The sequence below is a fragment of the Arthrobacter sp. TJ-238 genome (assembly GCF_058269215.1).
In genome coordinates, this window is record NZ_JBZCNH010000007.1 from 156,692 (window position 1) to 179,521 (window position 22,830).

Here is a 22,830-nt window from a genome sequence, read left to right on the forward strand (position 1 = left end):
CCTTCCGACGGGTCGTGTACTCAGGATTCCATGGGGATGCGCACGCCGCGCTCGGCGGCGACCTCGCGGGCCCGCTCGTAGCCGGCGTCGACGTGGCGGATGACGCCCGTGCCCGGATCGTTCGTCAGGAGGCGTTCGAGCTTCCGGGCGGCGAGGTCGGTGCCGTCGGCCACCGAGACCTGTCCGGCGTGGATGGAGCGGCCGATGCCGACGCCGCCGCCGTGGTGGATGGAGACCCATGTGGCCCCGGACGCGGTGGTGAGCAGCGCGTTCAGGAGGGGCCAGTCGGCGACCGCGTCGGAGCCGTCCGCCATGGCCTCCGTCTCGCGGTAGGGCGAGGCGACGGAGCCGGAGTCCAGGTGGTCGCGGCCGATGACGATGGGCGCCGACACCTTCCCCTCCGCGACGAGCCGGTTGAAGAGGAGGCCCGCCTTCGCGCGGTCCCCGTAGCCGAGCCAGCAGATGCGCGCGGGCAGGCCTTCGAACTCCACGTGCTCCGCGGCGGCGTCGAGCCAGCGGTGCAGGTGCCCGTTGTCCGGGAACAGCTCCTTGAGGGCGGCGTCCGTGACGGCGATGTCCGCCGGATCACCGGACAGCGCCACCCAGCGGAACGGGCCGAGCCCTTCGCAGAAGAGCGGGCGGATGTACGCGGGGACGAACCCGGGGATGTCGAAGGCGCGCCCGTAGCCGCCCGTGCGGGCCTCGTCGCGGATCGAGTTGCCGTAGTCGAAGACTTCGGCGCCGGCGTCGAGGAAGCCGACCATCGACTCGACGTGCAGGGCCATCGAGGCTTGCGCCTTCTTGGTGAAGCCCTCGGGGTCGGCGGCGGCCTCACGGTCCCACTCGTCGGGGGCGATGCCCTCGGGCAGGTAGCTGAGCGGGTCGTGGGCGGAGGTCTGGTCGGTGACGATGTCGACGTCGAGCCCGCGCCTCAGCAGCTCGGGGAAGACCGCCGCGGCGTTGCCGACCACGCCGACCGACAGGGGGCGCCCGTCGCGCTTCGCGGCGAGGACCTGCGCCACGGCGTCGTCGAGCGTGTCCGCGACGGTGTCCAGGTACCGCTTCGCCACGCGGCGGCGCAGCCGCGCCTCGCTGACATCGACGATCAGGACGGCGCCTCCGTTGAGCGTGACGGCGAGCGGCTGCGCGCCGCCCATACCGCCGCAGCCCGCGGTGAGGGTCAGGGTGCCGGCGAGGGTGCCGCCGAAGCGCTTGCGGGCGACCGCCGCGAAGGTCTCGAACGTGCCCTGGAGGATGCCCTGCGTGCCGATGTAGATCCATGACCCGGCCGTCATCTGCCCGTACATCATGAGGCCCTCGGCCTCGAGCCGGCGGAACTCCGGCCAGGTGGCCCAGTCGCCCACGAGGTTGGAATTGGCGAGCAGCACCCGCGGCGCCCACGCATGGGTGCGGAACACGCCGACGGGCTTGCCGGACTGCACAAGGAGCGTCTCGTCGTCCTCGAGGGTCTCCAGGGTGCGGACGATCGCGTCGTACGCCTCCCAGCTGCGTGCCGCGCGGCCCGTGCCGCCGTAGACCACGAGGTCCTCGGGGCGCTCGGCCACCTCGGGGTCGAGGTTGTTCATGAGCATGCGCAGCGGCGCTTCCGTCTGCCAGCTCTTCGCCGTGAGGTGCGTGCCGCGGGCCGCGCGGATGGAGCGCGAAGGGTCGTGCCGGGAACTCGGGGTGCTGGTCATGCTGGTTCTCCTCGGGTGGTGTCGGCGGCGGGTTCGTCCGTCCGGCTCAGGAGCGCTGCCGCCTCCTGCGCGACGAGCGCCCCGATGCGGCGGGCCCCGGCGTCGGTGATGCGGTAGCTGGGGACGACGACGCTGAGCGCCGCGGAGGGCCGGCCGCCGGGCGAGACGGGCGCGGCGATCGCGGTGACGTCGGCCTCGATGCCGTCGCGCACGACGACGAAGCCGCCGGCCGGCGGTCCGCCCGTGAGGACCGCGCCGACGGCGGTGCCCTCCAGCGGGATGCTGCGGCCCACCCAGCTGGCGTGGCGGACAGAGTGGGTCCCCTCACGCATCGCGAGGTAGACCCCCTCGCCGTCGTGCGAGGGGACACTCAGGTATGCCGACTCGCCCGTCTGCCGCACGAGCCGTTCGAGGGCGGGTTCGGAGAGGGAGACGAGCGATTCGTGGCCGAGGGCCTGCGCACCGAGCTGCACCACGCGGAGTCCGGGCCGGTAGGCGCCGAGCGGGTCCCGCCGCACGAAGCCGGTGCCCTCGAGCGTGCGCAGCAGGCGCAGCGCCGTCGACGCCGACAGCTCGGCCTCCCGCGCCGCGTCCGCGAGGCTGAGGGACCCGGCGTCGCAGACCGCGCCGAGGAGGACGAGCGCGCGCTCCACGGTGCGGGTCGAGGATTCCGCCATGCTCGCCTCCTTGCACTAATACCCGCCGTAGCTTTCACTTATTGAAACGTCCTTTCCACTCAATGGCAATAGCGGTCGCAACCGCAGGAAGCGAGGCGGACCGTGTCCCAGCCCCCCGTGATCGTCGGCACCGGCCCCCTGTCCCCCGCCGACGTCGTCGCCGTCACCCGGAACGACGCCCCCGTGGAGCTCGCCCCCGAGGCCCTGGCCGCGATGGCGGCCTCCCGCACGGTCGTCGAGTCGCTCGTCGACGACGGCACCCCGCACTACGGCGTCTCCACCGGTTTCGGCGCCCTGGCCACCCGGCACATCCCGCTCGACCAGCGCACCCGGCTGCAGCGCAGCCTCATCCGCAGCCACGCGGCGTCCTCCGGCGCCGAGGTGGACCGCGAGGTGGTGCGCGGCCTGATGCTCGGCCGCCTCTCCACCCTGGCGACGGGCCGCACGGGGGTCCGCCCCCTCGTCGCATCCACATCCGCTGCGCTGCTCAACGCCGGCATCACCCCCGTGATCGGCGAGTACGGGTCGCTCGGCTGCTCGGGCGACCTCGCACCGCTCTCCCACGTGGCGCTCGCGCTCATGGGCGAGGGCCACGTACGGAACGCCGCAGCGGATCTCGTGCCCGCCGCCGAAGCCCTCGCCGCCGCCGGGATCACTCCCGTGGAACTCCGCGAGAAGGAGGGCCTGGCGCTCATCAACGGGACGGACGGCATGCTCGGCATGCTGGTCCTCGCCGCCACCGACCTCCGCAGGCTCCTGACGACGGCGGATCTCGCCGCGGCGATGAGCGTCGAGGGGCTCCTCGGCACCGACGCCGTGTTCGCCGATGACCTGCACGCCCTCCGGCCCCACCCCGGGCAGGTGGCCTCGGCCGCGAACATCCGGGCACTGCTCGCGGGATCCCCGCTCATCAGTGAACAGCTGACGTCCGAGACCGGCCGGCACCGGTTCACGCGCGTGCAGGACGCCTACTCCCTGCGGTGTGCGCCCCAGGTGCACGGCGCAGCGCGCGGCACCCTCGCCCACGCCGAGGCGGTCGCCGCGGTCGAGCTGGAGTCCGCGATCGACAACCCGGTGATCACCCCGGACGGGCGCATCGAGTCGAACGGCAACTTCCACGGCGCCCCGGTGGGCTACGTGCTCGACTTCCTCGCGATCGCCGTCGCCGACGTCGCCTCCATGAGCGAACGCCGTACCGACCGCTTCCTCGACAAGGCCCGCAGCCACGGTCTCAACGCCTTCCTCGCCCACGACCCCGGCGTGGACTCCGGGCACATGATCGCGCAGTACACGCAGGCGGGCATCGTGTCCGAGCTCAAGCGCCTCGCGAACCCGGCGTCCGTGGACTCCATCCCCTCCTCCGCGATGCAGGAGGACCACGTGTCCATGGGCTGGGCCGCCGGCCTCAAGCTGCGCCGCGCCGTCGACGGCCTCACGCGGGTGCTCGCCATCGAGATCCTGACCGCCGCGAGGGCCCTCGACATGCGCGACGGCGGAGCCGCGTCCGGCTACCGCAGTTCCGGCCCGATCACGGCCGTCCGGCAGCGCCTGCGCCAGGACGTGCAGGGCCCGGGCACGGACCGGTACCTCGCCCCCGAGATCGAGGCCGCCCGCCTCCTCGTGGATGACGGTTCGCTGCTCGCCGCGGCGCTGGGGTCGCTCCCAGCGCCGCTCCAGTGAACGTTGTTAGGGTGGCCTGACCCCTGCAGAAAGAAGCGCCCCGTGTCCTCCCCCATGTCCTCCCCCGTGTCGCCTGCCGCCGCCCAGCCCTCCCGCAAGCCGCCGCGTCCGCAGACGGTCCTCACCGTGCTCGAGAAGCAGTGGCTCAGCCCGCACCTGGTGCGCGTGGTGGCGGGCGGACCGGGCTTCGCGGACCTGCAGGACTGCGACGCGACGGACCGCTACGCCAAGCTGCTCTTCGCGAAGCCGCACCTCGGCCTGGTGCCGCCCTACGACCTCGCGGCACTGAAGGACGAACTCCCGGCGGGCGACCGGCCGGTGAAGCGCACCTACACGATCCGCTGGCTGGACGCCACGTCCCGCCGGCTCGCCATCGATTTCGTGGTGCACGGCGACGCCGGGATCGCCGGACCGTGGGCCGCGGCCGCCGCACCGGGAGATCCCCTCGTGCTGATGGGCCCCTCCGGCAAGTGGTCACCCGACCAGGACGCCGACTGGCACCTCTTCGTCGGTGACGACTCGGCCCTGCCTGCGATCGCCGCGGGTCTCGAGGCGCTGCACTCCGCCGCCGTCGGGCACGCGTACCTCGAGGTCGACAGCGTCGCGGACATCATCCCGCTCGCGGCGCCCGCAGGCCTCGAGCTTCACTGGCTGCTGCGTGAGGGGCAGGCGGCGGGGACGACGACGCTGCTCGCCGACGCCGTCGCTGCCGGGCCGTGGCCCGAGGGGCGCGTCGACGCGTTCGTGCATGGCGAGCGGGGTGCCATGAAGGCGCTGCGCGATGTCCTGTTCAAGGACAAGGGGCTCGCGCGCCCGCAGGTCTCGCTCTCGGGCTACTGGGCGTACGGGCGGGAGGAGGACACGTTCCAGGCCGAGAAGCGGGAACCGATCGGCCAGATCCTCGACGACTAGCGTCGATCACCGCCCGCGGCTCAGGCACTCCCGGGTGCGGGGACCGCTCGCGGGCGCCGCTTCGGCAGGCGGTCGGCCAGTTCCATGGCCGGTTCGGCGAGGCGCGCCAGCACCGGTCCGAGGACGGCCATGAGCAGGACGTACGTGGTGGCCAGGGCGGCCAGCTCCGGGATCACGGCCCCGGAGGCCACCGCGAGCCCGGCGATGACGATCGAGAACTCGCCGCGCGCCACCAGCGCCGTGCCGGCACGCGCCCGCCCCATCCGCCCGATGCCCTGCCTGCCGGCGGCCCACCAGCCGGTCGCGATCTTCGTCACGGAGGTTGTCACGGCCAGGAGCAGGGCGACTCCGAGCACCGGCGGGATGGACGAGGGATCGGTGTTGAGTCCGAACACGACGAAGAAGATGGCCGCGAAGAGGTCCCGCAGGGGTTCGAGGATGCGCGCGGCGTTCTCGGCCGTCGCACCCGAGATCGCGATGCCGAGCAGGAACGCGCCGACGGCCGCCGAGACCTGCAGGGCGGACGCGAGGCCGGCGACGAGCAGGGCCGCGCCGATGAGCGTCAGGAGGAACACCTCGCGGTCGGTGCTGTCCACGATGGCGGAGACCACGTTGCCCCACCGCAGGGCGACGATCAGCACGAGCGTGACCACGAGCAGGGAGATGCCGACCGTGCCGAGCCCGCCGGCGAAGCTGAGCCCGGCGAGGACCGCGGTGAGCACCGGCAGGTAGACGGCCATGGCGAGGTCCTCGAAGACGAGGATCGCGAGCACGGTGGGGGTCTCCCGGTTGCCGAGCCGCCCGAGGTCGCTGATGACCTTCGCGGCGATCCCCGACGACGAGATATAGGTCACGCCGCCCATGACGAGGGCGGCGACGGCCCCCCAGTCGAGGATCACGGCGACGAGGGCGCCGGGGGTGAAGTTGAGGACGAAGTCGACGATCCCGGCGAGCCAGGACTGGCGGAGCCCGGTGACGAGTTCCTTCGCCGTGTATTCGAGGCCGAGCAGGAGCAGCAGCAGGACGACGCCGATCTCGCTGGCGACCTCGCTGAACTCGATGACCCCCTCGAGCTCGATGAACCCGCCCTGGCCGAAGAACAGGCCTCCGATGAGGTACAGCGGGATGGGCGAGAGTCCGATCCGGCCGGCGAGCCGCCCGAGGATACCGAGGGACAGGAGGATGGCGCCGAGTTCGATCAGGGTCAGGGCTGTCGTGTGCACAGGCGGCTCAGCCGTTGCGCAGGATGTCCGCCGCGGCGTCGAGGCCCTCGGAGGTGCCCACCACCACCAGCAGGTCGCCGGCGGTGAGGGTGAAATCGGGTGTCGGCGAGGCCTGCACCTGGCCCGAGCGGAGGACCGCGACGAGCGAGGCGCCGGAACGCGAACGCATGCGCGTGTCCGCGAGGGGCCGCCCGTCGAAGGGCGAACCGCGCTCGATGAGGAACTGCCGCGTGGAGACGCCGGGCAGGTCCCGGTGCTCCTCCGTCAGCTGCGCGACGAGCTGCCGCGAGCCGAGCAGGTTGCCGATGGTCGCGGCCTCCTCGGGCGTCAGCGGGATGGAGGCGACACAGGCATCCGGGTCGCTCGCCTTCGAGATGATCAGGTCGAGGTCACCGTCGCGCTGCGCGACGATGCCCACCCTGCGGCCGGAGCCCGTGACGATCTCCCGCCGCACCCCGATGCCGGGAAGGCGTGTTTCGATGACGTTCATGCGCCCATCCTAGACCCGCCGCGGCTACTGACTGCGGCGCCCGGCGCCTGTGGAGCCCCCGTTCGCTGAAGGCGTCGAAGGGGCCTTCACGACGCCTTTGCTCGGCGCGCTGACCACGCACCTCACTTCGGCTTCGGCCCGCCGAGTATCCTCAGCGCAGCCTCGAGCTGCGGCCAGCCGATGCGTGCGAAGAAGGCATCAGCCGAATACTGCCTCTCCAGGGTCTCCATGAAGGTCTCCACCCATTCCGCGTAGATCTGCGCGCTCCGACTGAACAGCATGGGCTCGTGGACTTCGACGCTGACATGCATCTCGGCCGAATACGAATGAACATCGGCGCTGCCGGGACGTACGCCGACGTAGTGCTCGATGAACGGCGGAGGTATGTCGACAGTGGAACCGGAGAAGTTCGTGCGGATACGAACGGAGACCTGGGGGCTGCTGACATTTATCCCGCCGTCCGTGGGTTTGCCCAATGAACTGTCTGCCGGGAGTCGTAGCGTGGACGTGCTCGAGTAGGCGTCCTCGCCTGTCCTACCCCCAGGAACCGAACCCTCCTGATCCAGGATGTCGGGAGACGATGCCCCGTCCTCGGGCCGCCGCGAGAACAGCTCCAGGAACCGGTTCTGGAACAGCGCCTGGGGCGCATCCTCTATCCGGTAGTCGATGAGCTTGCCCTCGTCGCCTGGTCCAGCGCCGAAATGTGTCGAGAGGTCGGCGGCCAACCGCTTCAACACCAGGTACTCGAGGAGGTCGTTCAGGAGATTGATGGACGAACTGGCGGGGCGGAAAGGATAAGCCGGGGTGGAAGATATCCCGGACATGGGGGAACCGTGCCATAGGCTGCGGATCGCGCCGTCTTCGGCGAGACCCACCTGGAGCAGTTGGGCGGCTTCGGCAGCCAAGGCGTATTCGGGCACGTGCAGAAGCTCGTTCGATCGCTTGTCGTAGAGGATGAAGCCCCGTATCCTGCGGTCGAAAGTTGCGGGCTTCATGCGCGGCCACGCGAGATAGGCAAGGGCGGCGAGGACCACCAGGGTGCCGACCACGAAGTCCCATCCGGAGACGAGGGTGAAACTCAGGGAATTACCGATGACATTCACGCCGACGGCGGCGATTATGGCACCCACAGCCAGCTGCAGAGCGGAGGACCGATTCGACGTGATGTTCGAGAAGCTCCTGCCGACTGCTTTCCTACCCATGGCTACCCCCACCTCGTAGAGTGCACTTCTTCTGTGGATACTACGGGCAAGGTCAAGAAGTAACTGCCTGGAGCAGCACGTCGAGCCGGCCTGCTGGGGCCTGCAGGTTCAGGTGGGCCGGTTCGGGGCCGCGGTCCCAGGTGATCGAACGGCGCCGATGATCACTTCAGCCGGGCCGGAGCGCCGTGGCGGCGGCGGTGATGCGCGCGGGGTCGGCGCCGAGATCGGCCGGATCGGCCCCGGTCAGCAGGACCGCCGCCAGTTCGGCGATTCCCGACGACGACTGGAAGCCGTAGCCTCCCTGCCCTGCGAGCCAGAAGAAGCCGGGATGCCCCGGGTCGAACCCGACGACGGGCAGGCCCGACGCCCGCTGGGTCCGCAGGCCGGTCCAGGCCCGCGTGACACCGGTGATGCCCAGATCGGCGATCGTCGACAGGTGCTCGATGAGCCGCTCGACATCACCCGGGTGCGGCTGGGCGTCACCGGGCTCGGCGGGCTCCGCCTCGCACGGGGAGATGAGCACACCCTCGGCGTCGGGACGGTAGTAGAACGACTCGTCGGCGGCCGCGACCATGGGCGTGCCGACCGGGGGCGCATTGGTCGCGGTGACGATCGCGGCGGTACGCCGGAGTGGGACCAGGCCCTGCGGCGCGACACCGCACACGTCCGCGACCCCGTCGGCCCAGGCCCCGGCGGCATTGACGAGGACTTCCGCGGTGATGGGCCGGTAGCCCGCTCGGACGCTCCACCCGGTGCCGTCGTAGCGTGCCGAGGTGACCTCGGCACCCGTGAGGATGATGACACCGTCGTCGCTCGCGCGACGACGGTGGTACTCGAGGAGGAGGTCGGTGTCGGTGCCGACGCAGTCAGTATCGATGGCTGCTGCATCGAAGGCCGCCGGTCGGAGTTGCGGGCACAGTTCCAGGGCCTCCGCGTGGGACACGGGGTGCATCGAGTCGCTGGACCTCGCGGCGACGTCGGCCTCCGAGCCGATGAGCAGGAAAGACCGCGGAACGGTGAGCGGAAGCCCGGTGGAGGACTGGACGCCGGAGAGCAGGTCGAGGGTGCGGCGTGTGAGGTCGAGCACCGGTGCGGGCCCGTAGCTCGGGATGAGCTGCCGGGCCGAGCGGGACGACGTGTGGTACCCGAGCGTGGCCTCCGCCTCGACGAGGACCACGCTGGAGAACGGCGCGAGGGCGGACGCCAGGGAGAGGCCGGCGATCCCGCCGCCGATGATCAGGACGTCGCACTCGAGGGAGGTCATCCCGTCATCCTAGGGCGGGCCTCCCCCATCGGGGCCCGGTCCTCACCCCACGTGCGCGCCGGGGACGTCGCCGACGTCGGCCGTGCCTTCCGCCACCTCGGCGCGGGCGGCGACGAACGCCTGCACGCAGGCCTCGATGTCCTCCCCGGTGTGCGCTGCGGAGAGCTGCACGCGGATGCGGGCGGCGCCCTTCGGGACCACGGGGTAGCTGAAGGCGGTGACGAAGACGCCGTGCGCGAGCATGGCATCGGCGGTCCTTGCGGCGAGCACGGCGTCACCGAACATCACCGGGATGATGGCGTGCTCCCCCTCGAGGAGGTCGAACCCCTCCTCCGTCATGCGGCGGCGGAAGAGGGCTGCATTACGAGCGAGGGCCTCCCGGAGCTCTCCGCTGCCCTGCACGAGGTCCAGCGCCGTGAGGGTCGCGGCGACGATGGACGGCGCGAGGGAGTTGGAGAACAGGTACGGGCGGGCCCGCTGGCGCAGCAGGGCGACGATCTCGGCGCGGGCGGCGACGTACCCGCCCGACGCCCCGCCGAGTGCCTTGCCGAAGGTGCCCGTGAAGATGTCCACGCGCTCGGCGACACCGGCGTGCTCCGGCGTCCCGGCGCCGGTCGCGCCCATGAAGCCGACGGCGTGGGAGTCGTCCACCATGACCATCGCGTCGTACCGCTCGGCGAGGTCGCAGATGGCCTCGAGCGGTGCGAGGTAGCCGTCCATGGAGAAGATGCCGTCGGTCACGACGAGCCGGCGCCGCGCGCCCGAGGCTTCCTGCAGCTTCGCCTCGAGGTCCGCCATGTCCCGGTTCGCGTAGCGGAAGCGCTGGGCCTTGGACAGGCGGATGCCGTCGATGATCGACGCGTGGTTCAGCGCGTCCGAGATCACGGCGTCCTCCGCGCCCAGGAGGGATTCGAAGACCCCGCCGTTCGCGTCGAAGCAGGAGGAGAAGAGGATGGTGTCCTCGGTGCCGAGGAACTGCGAGACGCGCCGCTCGAGGTCGAGATGGAGGTCCTGGGTGCCGCAGATGAAGCGCACCGAGGCCATGCCGAACCCGCGCTCGTCGAGAGCCGTCTTGGCCGAGGCGATGATGTCCGGGTGGTCGGCCAGGCCGAGGTAGTTGTTGGCGCAGAAGTTGAGGACGTTCGCGTCCCCGGCGTCGAGCGCTCCGGCCGTGATGTGGCTGGACTGCGGTGAGGAGATGCGCCGCTCGTGCTTGAAGAGGCCTGCGCTGCGGATGTCGTCGAGTTCACCGGCGAGCTGGTCGCGGACTGCTGAGTACATGGTGTTCCTGCTTCCTAGAAGGTGGTCCAGTCGAGGACCACTTTGCCGCTGGCGCCGTCGCGCGCTGTTGTGAAGCCCTGCTGCCACTGACTCGCTGGCAGGCAGTCGGTGACCACGGACGCGACTGCCTCGCGCAGCGTCCGGTTGGACTGCAGCATGGCGCTCATCGCGTACCAGGTCTCGAACATCTCCCGTCCGTAGATGCCCTTGAGGGTGAGCATATGCGTCACCACCTTGCCCCAGTCGATGGAGATGGGGCCGGACGGCAGACCGAGCATCGCGATCTTCCCGCCGTGGTTCATGTTGTCGATCATCTCGGGCAGGGCGGTCGCGTGGCCCGACATCTCCATCCCGATGTCGAAGCCCTCCTTCATGCCGAGCTCGCGCTGGGCGTCGGCGACGCGCATGCGGCTGACGTCGACGGCGATGTCGGCGCCCACGCGGCGGGCGAGCTCGAGGCGCGGGGCGGAGACGTCGGTGATCGCGATCTTCCGGGCCCCTGCGTGGCGGGCGACGGCGACGGCCATGAGCCCGATGGGGCCGGCCCCGGTGATGAGGACGTCCTCGCCGACGAGCGGGAAGCTGAGCGCGGTGTGGACGGCGTTGCCGAAGGGGTCGAAGACGGCGCCGAGTTCGGGGGTGATGGTCGCGTCGTGCACCCAGACGTTGGTCTCGGGGACGACGATGAACTCCGCGAACGCGCCGTCGCGCTGCACGCCGACGCTCGAGGTGTGGATGCACATCTGGCGGCGGCCGGCCCGGCAGTTGCGGCAGATCCCGCAGACGATGTGCCCTTCGCCGGAGACGCGGTCACCGATGCGGATGTCGCGGACGCCGTCCCCGAGCGCGACGACCTCGCCGTAGAACTCGTGGCCGGGGATGAGGGGCGCCGAGATCATGCCCTGCGCCCACGAGTCCCAGCTCTCGATGTGGAGGTCCGTCCCGCAGATGCCGGTGGTGATGACCCGGATCTTGACCTCGCCCCACCCCGCATCGGGTTCTGGCCGGTCCACGAGTTCGAAGCCGGGATGAGCCCCGGATTTGTACAGCGCCTTCACTGAACGGTTCCTTCCAGGCCGCCCGGTCCTCCAGCGGGATGGGCTGGGCCTGGGCGGTACGGGTGCAGGGCGGGATATTGCCCGGGGCAACACTACCAGCGGCCGCCGGGGTGGGTCCCGTTCGGGGTGGGACCTGTTCGGAGTGGCTGCCACGGGTCCGGGCCGCCGCGCCGGGTTCATTGCGACCAGGCGCAGGACGGCGCCGGTCAGTCCTCCAGGACCGCCGCGAGGATCTCGACGCCGAGCGCGTGGAGGGCGGGGGCATCGTCCGACGCCGCCGCCATCGCGCTGCCCAGGCTCACCGCCCAGCCCCTCGCGCGGGCCCAGGTCGCGGCGTCGGTGGGGCGCAGCGCCTCGAGTGCGGTGCGGAACGCGGCGCGGTCGGCGACGCCGAAGTGCAGCCAGGCGGCGGCGAGGTCCGTCGCCGGGTCCCCCGCGCACAGGTCGCCGAAGTCCACGACGCCGGCCAGCGCGCCGCCGGGACCGAGGACCACGTTGGCCGGATGCAGGTCACCATGCAGCCACAGCGGCACGTCCGACCAGGCCGGTGCCGCGAGGGACGCCTCCCATACCTCCAGCAGCAGCGCAGCGGACACACCGGGGATCACCGGCAGCGACGCGAGCCGCGCCCGGACGACGTCGTCGCGCGCCGCCAGCGGACCGCCACGGCCCACGGGACTGACAGGGGCGTCCCGCGGCGCGGGACGCTGGAACTCGGCGAGGAATCGTGCAAGCGGAACGGCCGCGGACGAGCGCCCGGGTCGCGGGACGGTGAGGCCGCTGACCCCACCGATCCATCGGGACACGGACCAGTGCCACGGATAACCGCAGCCGGGGCCGCCGGTCCGCAGGGGCGACGACGTCGGCACGGACAGGGACGCCGAGAGGCCCGGGAGCCACTGCTGCTCGGCGACCATCAGCGCGTCGGCGACGGCGCGCCGGGGCAGGCGCACCACGAGGTCCTCCCCCAGCCGGAAGAGCGTGTTGTCCCATCCGCCGCCGACGGCCCGGACCGGCAGGTGCGCGAGATCCGGCATCTGCGCGGCGAGCAGCGCGACGACGAGCGGCGGCGCGACGTCGAACTCCGCCTGCGGCATCACCGCCATCGGACCCTCCTGGAAACGCGCTACCCCTCGACGCCGAGGCGCTGCAGGATGAGCTCGCGGACACGGCCCGCGTCGGCCTGCCCGCGGGTCGCCTTCATGACGCCGCCCACGATCGCCCCGACGGCCTGGATCTTGCCGCCGCGGATCTTCTCGGCGACGTCCGGCTGGGCTGCGAGGGCGCCGTCGATGGCCTCGAGGAGGGGTCCGTCGTCGGACACGACCGCCAGGCCGCGCTTCTCCACGACCTCGGCAGGCGTGCCCTCACTGGCGAGGACGCCGTCGAGCACGTCGCGGGAGAGCTTGTCGTTGATCTTGCCGGACTCGATGAGTGCGTTGAGCTCCACGATCAGCTCGGGTGTGACGCCGAGCTCCGCGGGCTCGACGTCGGCGAGCTTCGCGCGGCGGGAGATCTCGCCCATCCACCACTTGCGGGCGACGGCGGCACTCACACCCGCGGCGATCGTGTCCTCGATGGAGGACATCACCCCGGCGTTGACGACGTCGCGGAACTCGGCGTCCGAGTAGCCCCAGTCGCCCTGGAGGCGCTTGCGGCGCTCGGCGGGAGGCTCGGGCAGTTCGGCGCGGAGCTTCTCGATCCATGCCTCGTTCGTCACGACGGGCACGAGATCCGGCTCCGGGAAGTAGCGGTAGTCGTCGGCGTCGGACTTGGGGCGTCCCGACGTCGTCGAGCGCGTGTCCTCGTGCCAGTGGCGCGTCTCCTGCAGGATCGGCGTGCCGGAGTCGAGGACGGCGGCGTGGCGCTGGATCTCGTAGGTGACGGCGTGCTCGACGGCGCGCAGGGAGTTGACGTTCTTCGTCTCGGTGCGGGTGCCGAACTTCTCCTGGCCCTTGGGCTTCAGGGAGACGTTCGCGTCGCAGCGCACGTTGCCGCGCTCCATGCGGGCGTCGGAGACGCCGAGGTTCTTCACGATCTCCCGGATCGCCGCGACGTACGCCTTCGCGAGCTCGGGAGCCCGCGAGCCGGCGCCGACGATGGGCTTGGTGACGATCTCGATGAGGGGCACGCCCGCACGGTTGTAGTCCACGAGGGAGAACTCGGCGCCCTGGATACGGCCGGTCGAGCCGCCCATGTGGGTGAGCTTGCCGGCGTCCTCCTCCATGTGCGCGCGCTCGATCTCGACGGTGAACACGGTGCCGTCGGCGAGCTCGATGTCGATGTGCCCGTCGTACGCGATCGGGTCCTCGAACTGGGAGGTCTGGAAGTTCTTCGGGGTGTCCGGGTAGAAGTAGTTCTTCCGCGCGAAGTAGCACTTCTCGGCGATCTTGCAGTTCAGCGCGAGGCCGATCTTGATCGCGGACTCCACGGCCACGCCGTTGACGACGGGCAGGACGCCGGGCAGGCCGAGGTCCACGGGCGTGACATTGGTGTTGGGTACGTCCCCGAACGCGTTCGGCGCGGAGGAGAACATCTTGGTCTTCGTGTTGAGCTCCACGTGGACCTCGAACCCGAGGACGGGATCGTACTTCTCCATCGCCTCGTCGAAGGTCAGGACCTCATCGGTTACTGCAGTCATTACTTCCCACCTGCACTCTGTGTGATCTCCGGGGCCTGGGCCAGCAGGGGCCCGCCCCATGTGGCTTCGAGCAGTGATTCGAGGACGGCGCCCACGCGGTACAGGCGGGCGTCCTTACGGGCAGGGGCGAGGAGCTGGATGCCGACCGGCAGCCCGTCCTCGTCCGCGAGGCCGCCGGGCAGCGACAGGCCGGGGACGCCGGCCAGGTTCGCCGGGATGGTGGCGACGTCGTTGAGGTACATCGCCAGGGGGTCGTCGAGCTTCTCCCCCAGCTTGAACGCCGTGGTCGGGGCGGTCGGCGAGACGAGCACGTCGGCCTGCTCGAACGCGGCGGCGAAGTCGCGCTGGATGAGCGTGCGGACCTTCTGCGCCGAGCCGTAGTACGCGTCGTAGTACCCGGCGCTCAGGGCGTAGGTGCCGAGGATGATGCGCCGTTTGACCTCGTCGCCGAACCCGGCGGCACGCGTGGCGCCCATGACGCGCTCGATCGTCGGGGTGCCCTCGGGCACCACGCGCAGGCCGAAGCGCACGCCGTCGTACTTGGCGAGGTTGCTGGACGCCTCGGACGGCATGATGAGGTAGTAGGCGCCGAGCGCGTACCGGAAGTTGGGGCAGGAGACCTCGACGATCTCGGCGCCTGCCGAGCGCAGCAGTTCGAGCGACTCGGAGAAGCGCGTGAGGACACCTGCCTGATAGCCCTCGCCCTGCAGTTCCTTGATGACGCCGATCCGCATCCCCTCGACCTGGCCGAGGCGTGCGGCCTCGACGAGCGCACCGACGGGGTCCGTGAGCGACGTCGAGTCGTGCGGGTCGTGCCCGCCGATGACCTCGTGCAGCAGGGCGCTGTCGAGGACGGTGCGGGAGACGGGGCCGATCTGGTCGAGCGAGGACGCCATGGCGATCGCGCCGTAGCGGGACACGCCGCCGTAGGTGGGCTTCACGCCGACGGTCCCCGTGACGGCGCCGGGCTGACGGATGGACCCCCCGGTGTCGGTGCCGAGGGCCAGGGGCGCCTCGAAGGCGGCGACGGCGGCAGCGGACCCGCCGCCGGAGCCGCCGGGGATGCGGTCGAGGTCCCACGGGTTGCGGGTGGGGCCGAACGCGGAGTGCTCGGTCGAGGAGCCCATGGCGAACTCGTCGAGGTTGGTCTTGCCGAGGATCGGCATCTTCGCGGCGCGGAGCCTGCGGACCACGGTGGCGTCGTAGGGGCTCTGCCAGCCCTCGAGGATCTTCGAGCCGGCCGTGGTGGGCTGGCCCTTCGTGACGATGAGGTCCTTCACGGCGATGGGCACGCCGGCGAGCGGGTGCAGGGTGTCGCCGTCGGCGCGGGCCTTGTCGACCTCGGCGGCGACGAGCAGTGCCTCGTCCGTGTTGACGTGCAGGAACGCGTTGATGGCGCCGTCGACGGCGCCGATGCGGTCGAGGTGGGCCTGCGTCACCTCGACGGCGGAGACCTCCTTCGCCGCGAGCTTCTGCGCGAGGGTGTCGGCTGAGAGGTGGATCAGGTCGGTCATGGGTTACTCCCCGTCCAGGATGGCCGGGACCTTGAAGCGGCCGTCGGCGTTGTCGGGCGCGCCGAGGAGGGCCTCCTCGTTGCTGAGCGTCTCCCCCACCACGTCGTCGCGGAACACGTTGCTCAGCGGGATGGGGTGGCTGGTCGCGGGGACGTCGTCGCCCGCCACCTCGCTCACGGACTTGATGGAATCGACGATCACGGCGAGCTCGCCGGCCATGCGGTCGAGCTCGTCGTCGTTCATGTCGATGTGGGCGAGCCGCGCGAGGTGCGCGACGTCGTCCCGGTTGATCTCAGCCATGGATCTCCCAAGGAAGTCGGAGGTGGGTGTCTGCCTCCAGTCTAGTGGCGGCTCGGGAGGCGCCCGGCACCGGGCGGGCCCGACGGCGGCGGCGCCCGGCCGGTGCCTCCCGTCAGAGCGGCAGGCGGAAGACCCAGAGCAGGATGTCCTCGTTCGGGACCTCCCAGTCGCGCTCGGGAACGCGGACGAAGCCCATCGATTCGTAGAGGCGGTGCGCACGGACCATGTCCGATCCGCTCGTCAGGCTGACGGCATCGATGCCGGGCAGGGTGCGGGCGTGCTCGATGATGCGCTCCACCATGGCCCGGCCCACGCCGCCGCGCTGCACGGCCGGATCCACCGCGAGCATGCGGAACTCGAGCTCACCCTCGACGGCGATGTCCGTGTACCGCTGGCCGGCGAAGGTCAGGGCAACCGATCCGACCACGACGCCGTCGCGCTCGGCCACCCAGACCTCGGCGTGCTCGGCGCGGTGCTCGATGTCGGCCAGCACCGCCATGTAGGGGTGCGCCTCGTCGGCGAAGTAGCCGGCCTCGAGGTAGGCGCCGCGCGTGATGCGGCGGACGTCCTCGTAGTCCTCGGGCTGGATGGGCCGGATGACGGTGCGGGAGTCGGAGAGGGCGTTCGTGGTCACCGGCCCATTTTGCCACGCAGCGGACCGGTGATCAGACGTCGGGGTCGCCCCGCCCACCACTGAACAGGTTGCCGCGCAGGGCGTAGAGCTGCGCCCCACCGAGCACGAACGCGATCAGGATGCAGAGGGCCGGCGGGAGCGATGTCGTATAGAGGAGCACGAAGCCGAGCGAGGCGGCGAAGACGCCGACCGCCACGCCCACGAGCAGGCGCGCCGGGCCGGGGAGCAGCCGCGCGGGCCTCCGGCCGGGCCGGTCGGTGCCCGTCCCGGGGTTCCTGTCCGACGTCACGGCGCCTCCTTCTCCGGCTGGTCCGGGCCGGGATCCCGGGATACCCGCATCCCCGCATCCCCGCATCCGCCCCATGATTCTCTCGCGCGGAGGGCCGGTGCGTCACCCCTGGGCGACGAACCGACCCGGGACCGGCGCGTGGTCAGTGGGGGGCTTTGTACGGCGTCGGCCCGGGGAGGCCTGCCTCCTCCCTGATGCGCCGCGAGAACCGTTCGATCGAGGCGAGCGCCGAGACCACGTCGGCGGCCCGGACCTCGAACGGCATGGCGTGGATGGTCTCCCCCGGTACGGTCGCTGCGGCCGCGACCAGTTCGAGCTCCTCGGTGTCCTCCGCCGTGAGCCCCACCTCGGTGAGCGTGGTGGGGAGACCGACCCGCGTGGTGAACTCCACGAAGTCCCGGATGTCGCTGGTCGGGGCGCCCTCGAGGACGAGCTGGGTCAGGGAGCCGATGTTCACTTTCTGGCCGTGCGCCAGCCCGTGGGTCTGCGGGGCGGCGGTCAGCCCGTTGTGGATGGCGTGCGCCGCCGCGAGGCCACCGGATTCGAAACCGAGGCCCGAGAGCAAGGTGTTGGCCTCGATGACCTTCTCGAGAGCTGGCGTCACGAGCCGGTCGCGGACCGCGTCGAGGGCCGGCAGCGCGTTGTCCCACAGCACGTCCCAACTCAGCCTCGCCAGGGCCGTCCCTGTGAGGGTCGGCGATCCGCCCGCCATGGTCTGCGAACCCGACGCCGCCGTGGCCCGTGCCTCGAGCCAGGTCGCCAGCGCATCGCCCACCCCGGCGGCGAGGAAGGCCGCCGGGGCGTTGGCGATGATCTGCGAGTCGACGAGGACGAGGTCGGGGTTGCGCGGGAAGAAGCGGTACTCCTCGAAGGCGCCGTCCTCGGTGTAGACGACGGCGAGGGCCGACGTCGGCGCGTCCGTCGACGCGACCGTGGGCACGGTCACCCACCGGATGCCCGACAGGAAGCCGGAGGCCTTGACGGCGTCGATAGTGCTGCCGCCGCCCACCGCGACGGCGACGTCGGCCTTCGTGGTCGCGATGACGCCGACGAGGCGGTCGATCTCCTTCGCCGACGGCACGCCGCCGAACGCCTCGCGTGTGACCGGGAGCCCCGCCGCCTTCAGGGACGTCGTCACGTCGTGTCCCACGAAACCCCACACGACGTCGTCGGCGACGATCAGCGGGGTGCTTCCGATGGGTGCGAGGTACTCCCCGAGCCGGGAGATGGCTCCCGGGCCCTGGGCGTACCGGCCCGGGCTGATGACCGAGCGGATGGGTCTGTTGGCGTGCATGGGAACCTCCTGGATGTCGGTGTCGCTGGCTGTGCCGATGGCTGGTCTCGCTGATGGTTCCGGTTAGGGTACGAGGATGGCCCTGCCCCTCACCCTGCCCGCATCCAGGTCGCTGATGGCCTGCTGGAAGTCGTCGAGCGCGTACTTCTGCGTGTGCAGGGTGACGGCGCCGCGGGCGGCGAGCGCCATGAGGTCCTGTAGATCGTTGTAGGAGCCCACGAGATTGCCGATGATGTTGATCTCGGCCGAGACGATGTCGATCGTCGGCACGTCGATGTTCTCGCCGTAGCCGACCACGTAGTAGTCGCCCGCCCGGCGCAGCATCGCGATCCCCTGGGCGGTGGCGCCGCCCTCCCCCACGAAGTCCACGAGTGCCTCCGCACCCTTCCCGTCGGTGAGGGCGAGGACCTGCTCCACCTGGTTGCCGTCCGCCAGGACGCCCACGTGCGCCCCGATGTCCCGGGCCAGGTCGAGGGCTGCCGCATTGCGGTCGACGACGACGAGCCGGGCGGGGGTGAGCGCCCTCAGGACCTGGATACCGATGTGCCCGAGCCCGCCGGCCCCGATGACCACGCAGGTGTCGCGTGCCGTCAGCCGCTTCGCAGCCTTCGCGGCGGCGTGGTACGCGGTGAGTCCGGCGTCGGCGAGCGCGGCGACGTCGGCCGGCTGGAGCGAGTCGTCGATCCGGACGACGGAGCGCGCGGTGGTGAGGAGGTACTCGGCGTAGCCCCCGTTGGTGTCGATGCCGGGGAACTGGCTCTCCTCGCAGTGCACGTCGTCGCCCGACCGGCAGGCACGGCAGAGGCCGCACGTGATGAGCGGGTGGAGGATGACCTTGTCCCCCGGGGCGACGTTCGTGACGGCGCCGCCGACGGCGTGCACCCAACCGGCATTCTCGTGGCCGATCGTGTAGGGCAGGTGGACCTGGGACTTCTCCGCCCACTGCCCCTCAAGGATGTGGAGATCGGTGCGGCACACGCCGGCCCCGCCGATCCTGACGACGACGTCGAACGGGCCGGTGGCACTCGGCATCGGCACCTCGGCCATCTTGAGGGCCTCGTGGTAGCCGACCACCTGGACGGCGCGCATTGTGTTCATGGGTGGGGTTCCTTGACTGTGAGGTTCAGTAGTCCGTGCTGGTCCGCGGGCTCCGAGCCCTCGGGCCGGAAGGCCTGGTCCGTGCCGGAGCCTTCGTAGCGGGTGCGGAGGAGTCCGCGGCAGAAGTGCGCGTTGCCGTCGATCGAGATGCGCGTCGAACGGGCACGCCGCAGGGCCAGGGGGACGGCCTCCGCGGGATACGTGCGGCCCTCGGCGTCCACCAGGACGGGCGCGTCGTCGTCCTCGGACAGCCCGAGTGCGGAACGGCGTCGCAGCAGCGCGTCCTTCTCGCGACCGGCCGGGAGGTCGCGGAGACGGATGTGGCCGAGCGCTTCCTCGGGCAGATCCCGGTCGGCGCGCAGCAGGGCCGTGAGGCACCGCTCCATGGCGGCGGTGTGGGCCTTGCGGCGGAAGGTGCCGCGCAGCTCGTCGAGGCTGTCCTCGGCCTCGTGGCGGAAGGTGCCGCGGTAGCCGGCGTCGGCGGCGAGTCCCGCATTGATCAGGCCGGAGTCGTGGTGGTCGTCCAGTTCGACGATCACCCTCCCCACACCGGGGATCGCTGAGACGGCGTCCTTGCTGTCGGATGCCATCAGGTACGCGAAGTTGGGTGAGCAGAAGGATGTGGGGAGGCGCAGGTGGACCTCCACCGTGGCGCCCGTGCCACCCGCGGTATGCGCGGTATGCGCGGTATCGCCGTCGACGGCACCAGGTGCCACGAGGATGGACCGGACGAACCCGAGCTCGGTGATGGGCTCGTCGAGCTCGGGGTCGAGAACGGCGTGCAGGCTTCGACGGACGGCGTGGTCGGTGACCAGGCGCGTCAGCGACCCCGCTTCGAGGTGCGCTTCGAGGTGTGCTGTGGTCATCGGGCGCTCGCGAGATCGGCCCGTTCCGGCTGCCGGGGGCCGGTGGCGGTCTCTCCGGCGTCGGGGATCTGCAGCTCGGCCGGCACCGGGATGCCGTACATCTTCGCCGCGTTGAGGCCGAGGATCTTCTTCTTCTGTCCGGTGGTGAGCTGCGCGTACTCGGTCATGTCCTCGGGGATCTGGAAGTCGACGAACCGTTCCACGAGCCACCGCGGCGTCCACAGTGCGTAGTCGCTGGAGAACTGGATGCGGTCCTCCCCGATCCAGTAGATGAGCTCGCCGATGATCTGCGCGAAGTACCGTGGGCGGCTGTGCATGAAGGGCATCGCCACCGCCAGCCCGCCGTGGACGTTGGGTTCCTGGGTGGCGATCCAGCAGAAGTCCTCCAGCCGGGGCAGCCCCACGTGCTCGACGACGAAGTTCAGGTCCGTGAAGTCGGAGGCCGCATGGTCGACGTCGGACACGTCGAAGGCATCGCGGTCGAGGGGCCGGATGGTCGGGCCCTTGTGGACGTGGATGTTCCTGATACCGAGCTTGCGGCACTCCTCGAAGTACCGGTACGTCCAGGGGTCGGAGAGCTTGTAGCCGCGGGAGTCCCCGTGCCACTCGGCCGTGTACAGCTTGACGCCCTGGAAGCCCATCCTCTCGTGATCCGCGCGTAGCTGGTCGAGCCCCGCCTCGCCTTGCCGGGGGTCGAAGCAGTGGTTGTACGTCAGCTTGTCCGGGTTCGCGGCGGCCAGGCCGTAGGCCTCCTCCGTCTGTCCGAACCCCCGGTGGTAGAACTCGCCGAGGTACGCCGGCTGGAAGATGGCGTGGTCCACGTATCCGTCCGTGAACAGGTCCTTCATGAGGCGTTCGCCGCCCTGGTAGAGGTACTCGTCGTAGGTCCACTGCTCCGATTCCGGGGAGAGGTTGCGGTGGTAGTCGTAGAAGCAGTCGATGAACTGCTTGCCGTGGATGTTGCGCTGGTTCTCCGGACGGGCGTCCCAGAGGGCTATGTGCGCGTCCACGATGAAGTAGTTCTCGCCGTCTTTGCTGTACATCTCTGATCTCCTTCTCGTGACTGCCGTAGTCGCGACAGGACCGAGACTAGGTGCGAAGATGGCTTCCACCACGTGGCGCGTGTCTCAATTTGAGACGCCCCCGCGTGGACGCAGCCTCGACCGAGCGAACGAGGAGGGCGGCAATGGTGCCGACTCGGGATGGCGGGATCACTCCAGCGGGGGCCGGCCCCGGCAGCGGCCGGCTGGTCGTCGCTGCCAAGCGCCTCGTCGCGTCCTGGCAGCGCAGCGAGGAGTACGGGGTGTCCGCGGACATGGTGGACCCCACCTGGGCCGGTACCGTGCAGGCGGACTCGCTCTACTCCTCCTGCGGACAGGAAGTGCTCACCGCCCTGCACCGCACACTGGCGGACGAGCCGATCAGCCTCATGCTCACCGACGCCGACGGACTACTGCTCGACCGACTGAGCGGCAGTGCGGGCCTCCTGCGCTCGCTCGACCGGGTGCATCTGGCGCCCGGCTTCACCTACTCCGAGCGTGACGCCGGGACCAACGGGATGGGGTTGGCGCTCGCCGACCGGGCTCCTGCCCTGGTCCGCGCGGAGGACCACTACAGCGCGAGCCTCCGGACCTACACGTGTGCCGCGGTCCCGGTCTTCGATCCTGTGAGCGGGGCCCTCGAGGGGAGCGTTAACATCACCACGTGGTCGAGGTCCTCCCCCGCACTGCTGCTCGCCCTGGCGCAGTCGGCCGCCGGGAATACGGCGGCGCTGATGCTGGCGCGATCCCTGGGGCGCAGTCAGCGGCCGGGCCGGAAGGGCGGCGGCGTGTTCCGCCTGCAGCGGGGCGGGCTCGAACCGGCAGCCGGGACGCTGCGGACCCTGTCGGCGGCATGGACGGTCGCGCTCGACGCCGCGGCCCGCGCTCTCGACGCCGGGCGGGTCGTCGCCGCGATCGGCGAGCACGGCTCGGGGCGGGTGACCCTCCTCGCGCAGGCGCTCCGCCAGGCGCGTCCGGGCACCCGGATCCTGTCCGCCGCAGCGCCCGCGCCCGAGGACGTCGACGCCTGGCTGTCGCTGTGGACCCCGGAACTCGCCAAACCGGACACCGCGGTCATCATCGAGAACGCCGATCTGTTGCCCGCGTGGGCCGCGCAGGAGCTGCAGGGCCACGTCACGCGCGCGCTCCGGGCGCTTCCGTCGTCGGCGGGCGGGACGGCCCGCACCCTTGCATGGGCCGTCACCGCCACCGAGCTGGAGGCCGTGCCGCATCCGCTGGCCGGGTCGATCGATACCGTGATCCCGGTCCCCGCACTTCGTGACCGGGGCGACGACATCCTGCACCTGGCACGGTACGCCGCCCGGCAGACCCGGCTGCGCGAGATCGACTTCACGCACGCCGCGGAGAAGGCACTGCGGGCGCACGACTGGCCCGACAACGTGGACGAGCTCTTCACCGTGGTCCATGACGCCGCGGTCCGTGCGGAGACCATCGACATCCAGCACCTGCCCGCCCGCCTCCTGGGCGGACCCGGGCTGCATCTGGGCAGGATCGAGTCGATGGAGCGCGACGAGATCGTTCGCAGCCTGGCTCGGCCGGGGGTGACCGTCGCCTCGGCGGCCGCGGAGCTCGGCATCAGCCGGGCCACCATCTACCGCCGGATCGCCAGACTGGGTATCAGGCTGCCGAGGTGAACGCTGCTACCCGCG

At 71.0% G+C, this 22,830-nt stretch carries 21 protein-coding genes; 3 read left to right on the forward strand and 18 right to left on the reverse strand.

The genetic code is table 11. The features are described 5' to 3' along the window. Positions 1 to 20: 20 nt before the first annotated feature. Both hutU and AC4D2O_RS15835 read right to left on the reverse strand, forming a co-directional pair. A complete protein-coding gene (gene hutU, locus AC4D2O_RS15830; RefSeq protein WP_490908296.1) occupies positions 21 to 1,697 on the reverse strand; it encodes a urocanate hydratase in 1,677 nt (558 codons plus the stop codon). Beyond that, a complete protein-coding gene (locus AC4D2O_RS15835) occupies positions 1,694 to 2,374 on the reverse strand; it encodes an IclR family transcriptional regulator (protein ID WP_490908297.1) in 681 nt (226 codons plus the stop codon). The genes hutU and AC4D2O_RS15835 overlap by 4 nt, the downstream gene beginning before the upstream one ends. Positions 2,375 to 2,476: 102 nt before the next feature. On the opposite strand from AC4D2O_RS15835, the gene hutH reads away from it, so the two are divergent. Then, a complete protein-coding gene (hutH, locus tag AC4D2O_RS15840) occupies positions 2,477 to 4,054 on the forward strand; it encodes a histidine ammonia-lyase (protein WP_490908298.1) in 1,578 nt (525 codons plus the stop codon). A gap of 54 nt (positions 4,055 to 4,108) precedes the next feature. Beyond that, on the forward strand, positions 4,109 to 4,966 hold the full coding sequence (locus tag AC4D2O_RS15845; protein WP_490908338.1) for a siderophore-interacting protein: 858 nt from the start codon (positions 4,109 to 4,111) through the stop codon (positions 4,964 to 4,966). A 20-nt stretch (positions 4,967 to 4,986) separates the two neighbouring features. On the opposite strand, the gene AC4D2O_RS15850 is transcribed toward AC4D2O_RS15845, so the two are convergent. From AC4D2O_RS15850 to AC4D2O_RS15925, 16 genes are all read right to left on the reverse strand, one after another. Beyond that, on the reverse strand, positions 4,987 to 6,189 hold the full coding sequence (locus tag AC4D2O_RS15850) for a cation:proton antiporter (protein ID WP_490908299.1): 1,203 nt from the start codon (positions 6,187 to 6,189) through the stop codon (positions 4,987 to 4,989). A 7-nt stretch (positions 6,190 to 6,196) separates the two neighbouring features. Then, on the reverse strand, positions 6,197 to 6,679 hold the full coding sequence (locus AC4D2O_RS15855) for a cation:proton antiporter regulatory subunit (protein WP_490908300.1): 483 nt from the start codon (positions 6,677 to 6,679) through the stop codon (positions 6,197 to 6,199). A gap of 122 nt (positions 6,680 to 6,801) precedes the next feature. Continuing rightward, the gene (locus AC4D2O_RS15860; protein WP_490908301.1) at positions 6,802 to 7,782 is read right to left on the reverse strand and encodes a hypothetical protein; all 981 of its coding nucleotides are present in this window, start codon (positions 7,780 to 7,782) and stop codon (positions 6,802 to 6,804) included. Positions 7,783 to 8,047: 265 nt separating this feature from the next. Beyond that, the gene (locus tag AC4D2O_RS15865; protein ID WP_490908302.1) at positions 8,048 to 9,145 is read right to left on the reverse strand and encodes an NAD(P)/FAD-dependent oxidoreductase; all 1,098 of its coding nucleotides are present in this window, start codon (positions 9,143 to 9,145) and stop codon (positions 8,048 to 8,050) included. Positions 9,146 to 9,187: 42 nt separating this feature from the next. Further along, positions 9,188 to 10,426, reverse strand: coding sequence for a glycine C-acetyltransferase (locus tag AC4D2O_RS15870; RefSeq protein WP_490908303.1), 1,239 nt, complete (start codon positions 10,424 to 10,426; stop codon positions 9,188 to 9,190). Positions 10,427 to 10,440: 14 nt separating this feature from the next. After that, on the reverse strand, positions 10,441 to 11,484 hold the full coding sequence (gene tdh, locus AC4D2O_RS15875) for an L-threonine 3-dehydrogenase (RefSeq protein ID WP_490908304.1): 1,044 nt from the start codon (positions 11,482 to 11,484) through the stop codon (positions 10,441 to 10,443). Positions 11,485 to 11,690: 206 nt separating this feature from the next. Continuing rightward, entirely contained in the window at positions 11,691 to 12,590 is a 900-nt protein-coding gene (locus AC4D2O_RS15880; protein WP_490908305.1) for an aminoglycoside phosphotransferase family protein, read from the reverse strand. Positions 12,591 to 12,610: 20 nt separating this feature from the next. Beyond that, entirely contained in the window at positions 12,611 to 14,125 is a 1,515-nt protein-coding gene (gatB, locus tag AC4D2O_RS15885; RefSeq protein WP_490908306.1) for an Asp-tRNA(Asn)/Glu-tRNA(Gln) amidotransferase subunit GatB, read from the reverse strand. Next, positions 14,125 to 15,639, reverse strand: a complete 1,515-nt coding sequence (gatA, locus tag AC4D2O_RS15890) for an Asp-tRNA(Asn)/Glu-tRNA(Gln) amidotransferase subunit GatA (protein WP_490908307.1) — start codon at positions 15,637 to 15,639, stop codon at positions 14,125 to 14,127. The genes gatB and gatA overlap by 1 nt, the downstream gene beginning before the upstream one ends. Positions 15,640 to 15,642: 3 nt before the next feature. Continuing rightward, positions 15,643 to 15,939, reverse strand: coding sequence for an Asp-tRNA(Asn)/Glu-tRNA(Gln) amidotransferase subunit GatC (gene gatC / locus AC4D2O_RS15895; protein ID WP_490908308.1), 297 nt, complete (start codon positions 15,937 to 15,939; stop codon positions 15,643 to 15,645). 112 nt (positions 15,940 to 16,051) lie between these two features. After that, the gene (locus tag AC4D2O_RS15900) at positions 16,052 to 16,573 is read right to left on the reverse strand and encodes a GNAT family N-acetyltransferase (RefSeq protein ID WP_490908309.1); all 522 of its coding nucleotides are present in this window, start codon (positions 16,571 to 16,573) and stop codon (positions 16,052 to 16,054) included. A 31-nt stretch (positions 16,574 to 16,604) separates the two neighbouring features. Continuing rightward, on the reverse strand, positions 16,605 to 16,862 hold the full coding sequence (locus tag AC4D2O_RS15905; protein WP_490908310.1) for a hypothetical protein: 258 nt from the start codon (positions 16,860 to 16,862) through the stop codon (positions 16,605 to 16,607). Between the two features lie 142 nt (positions 16,863 to 17,004). Next, positions 17,005 to 18,156, reverse strand: coding sequence for a glycerol dehydrogenase (locus tag AC4D2O_RS15910; RefSeq protein WP_490908311.1), 1,152 nt, complete (start codon positions 18,154 to 18,156; stop codon positions 17,005 to 17,007). 63 nt (positions 18,157 to 18,219) lie between these two features. Further along, on the reverse strand, positions 18,220 to 19,254 hold the full coding sequence (locus tag AC4D2O_RS15915; RefSeq protein WP_490908312.1) for an NAD(P)-dependent alcohol dehydrogenase: 1,035 nt from the start codon (positions 19,252 to 19,254) through the stop codon (positions 18,220 to 18,222). Then, the gene (locus tag AC4D2O_RS15920) at positions 19,251 to 20,120 is read right to left on the reverse strand and encodes a metal-sulfur cluster biosynthetic enzyme (RefSeq protein WP_490908313.1); all 870 of its coding nucleotides are present in this window, start codon (positions 20,118 to 20,120) and stop codon (positions 19,251 to 19,253) included. The genes AC4D2O_RS15915 and AC4D2O_RS15920 overlap by 4 nt, the downstream gene beginning before the upstream one ends. Continuing rightward, complete coding sequence (locus AC4D2O_RS15925) at positions 20,117 to 21,163, reverse strand: amidohydrolase family protein (RefSeq protein ID WP_490908314.1); 1,047 nt, start codon at positions 21,161 to 21,163, stop codon at positions 20,117 to 20,119. The genes AC4D2O_RS15920 and AC4D2O_RS15925 overlap by 4 nt, the downstream gene beginning before the upstream one ends. 143 nt (positions 21,164 to 21,306) lie before the next feature. Between AC4D2O_RS15925 and AC4D2O_RS15930 the strand changes: the two genes are divergently transcribed. Continuing rightward, a complete protein-coding gene (locus tag AC4D2O_RS15930; RefSeq protein ID WP_490908315.1) occupies positions 21,307 to 22,815 on the forward strand; it encodes an AAA-type ATPase lid domain-containing protein in 1,509 nt (502 codons plus the stop codon). Positions 22,816 to 22,830 lie beyond the last annotated feature (15 nt).

Coding starts and splice junctions, on each gene's coding strand:
- AC4D2O_RS15845 (WP_490908338.1), top strand. CDS start 4,109: ATGTCCTCCCCCGTGTCGCCTGCCGCCGCCCAGCCCTCCCGCAAGCCG.
- AC4D2O_RS15835 (WP_490908297.1), bottom strand. CDS start 2,374: ATGGCGGAATCCTCGACCCGCACCGTGGAGCGCGCGCTCGTCCTCCTC.
- AC4D2O_RS15920 (WP_490908313.1), bottom strand. CDS start 20,120: ATGACCACAGCACACCTCGAAGCGCACCTCGAAGCGGGGTCGCTGACG.
- AC4D2O_RS15910 (WP_490908311.1), bottom strand. CDS start 18,156: ATGCACGCCAACAGACCCATCCGCTCGGTCATCAGCCCGGGCCGGTAC.
- hutU (WP_490908296.1), bottom strand. CDS start 1,697: ATGACCAGCACCCCGAGTTCCCGGCACGACCCTTCGCGCTCCATCCGC.
- AC4D2O_RS15925 (WP_490908314.1), bottom strand. CDS start 21,163: ATGTACAGCAAAGACGGCGAGAACTACTTCATCGTGGACGCGCACATA.
- AC4D2O_RS15865 (WP_490908302.1), bottom strand. CDS start 9,145: ATGACCTCCCTCGAGTGCGACGTCCTGATCATCGGCGGCGGGATCGCC.
- gatA (WP_490908307.1), bottom strand. CDS start 15,639: ATGACCGACCTGATCCACCTCTCAGCCGACACCCTCGCGCAGAAGCTC.
- AC4D2O_RS15880 (WP_490908305.1), bottom strand. CDS start 12,590: ATGGCGGTGATGCCGCAGGCGGAGTTCGACGTCGCGCCGCCGCTCGTC.
- gatC (WP_490908308.1), bottom strand. CDS start 15,939: ATGGCTGAGATCAACCGGGACGACGTCGCGCACCTCGCGCGGCTCGCC.
- AC4D2O_RS15855 (WP_490908300.1), bottom strand. CDS start 6,679: ATGAACGTCATCGAAACACGCCTTCCCGGCATCGGGGTGCGGCGGGAG.
- AC4D2O_RS15915 (WP_490908312.1), bottom strand. CDS start 19,254: ATGAACACAATGCGCGCCGTCCAGGTGGTCGGCTACCACGAGGCCCTC.
- gatB (WP_490908306.1), bottom strand. CDS start 14,125: ATGACTGCAGTAACCGATGAGGTCCTGACCTTCGACGAGGCGATGGAG.
- AC4D2O_RS15870 (WP_490908303.1), bottom strand. CDS start 10,426: ATGTACTCAGCAGTCCGCGACCAGCTCGCCGGTGAACTCGACGACATC.
- AC4D2O_RS15930 (WP_490908315.1), top strand. CDS start 21,307: ATGGTGCCGACTCGGGATGGCGGGATCACTCCAGCGGGGGCCGGCCCC.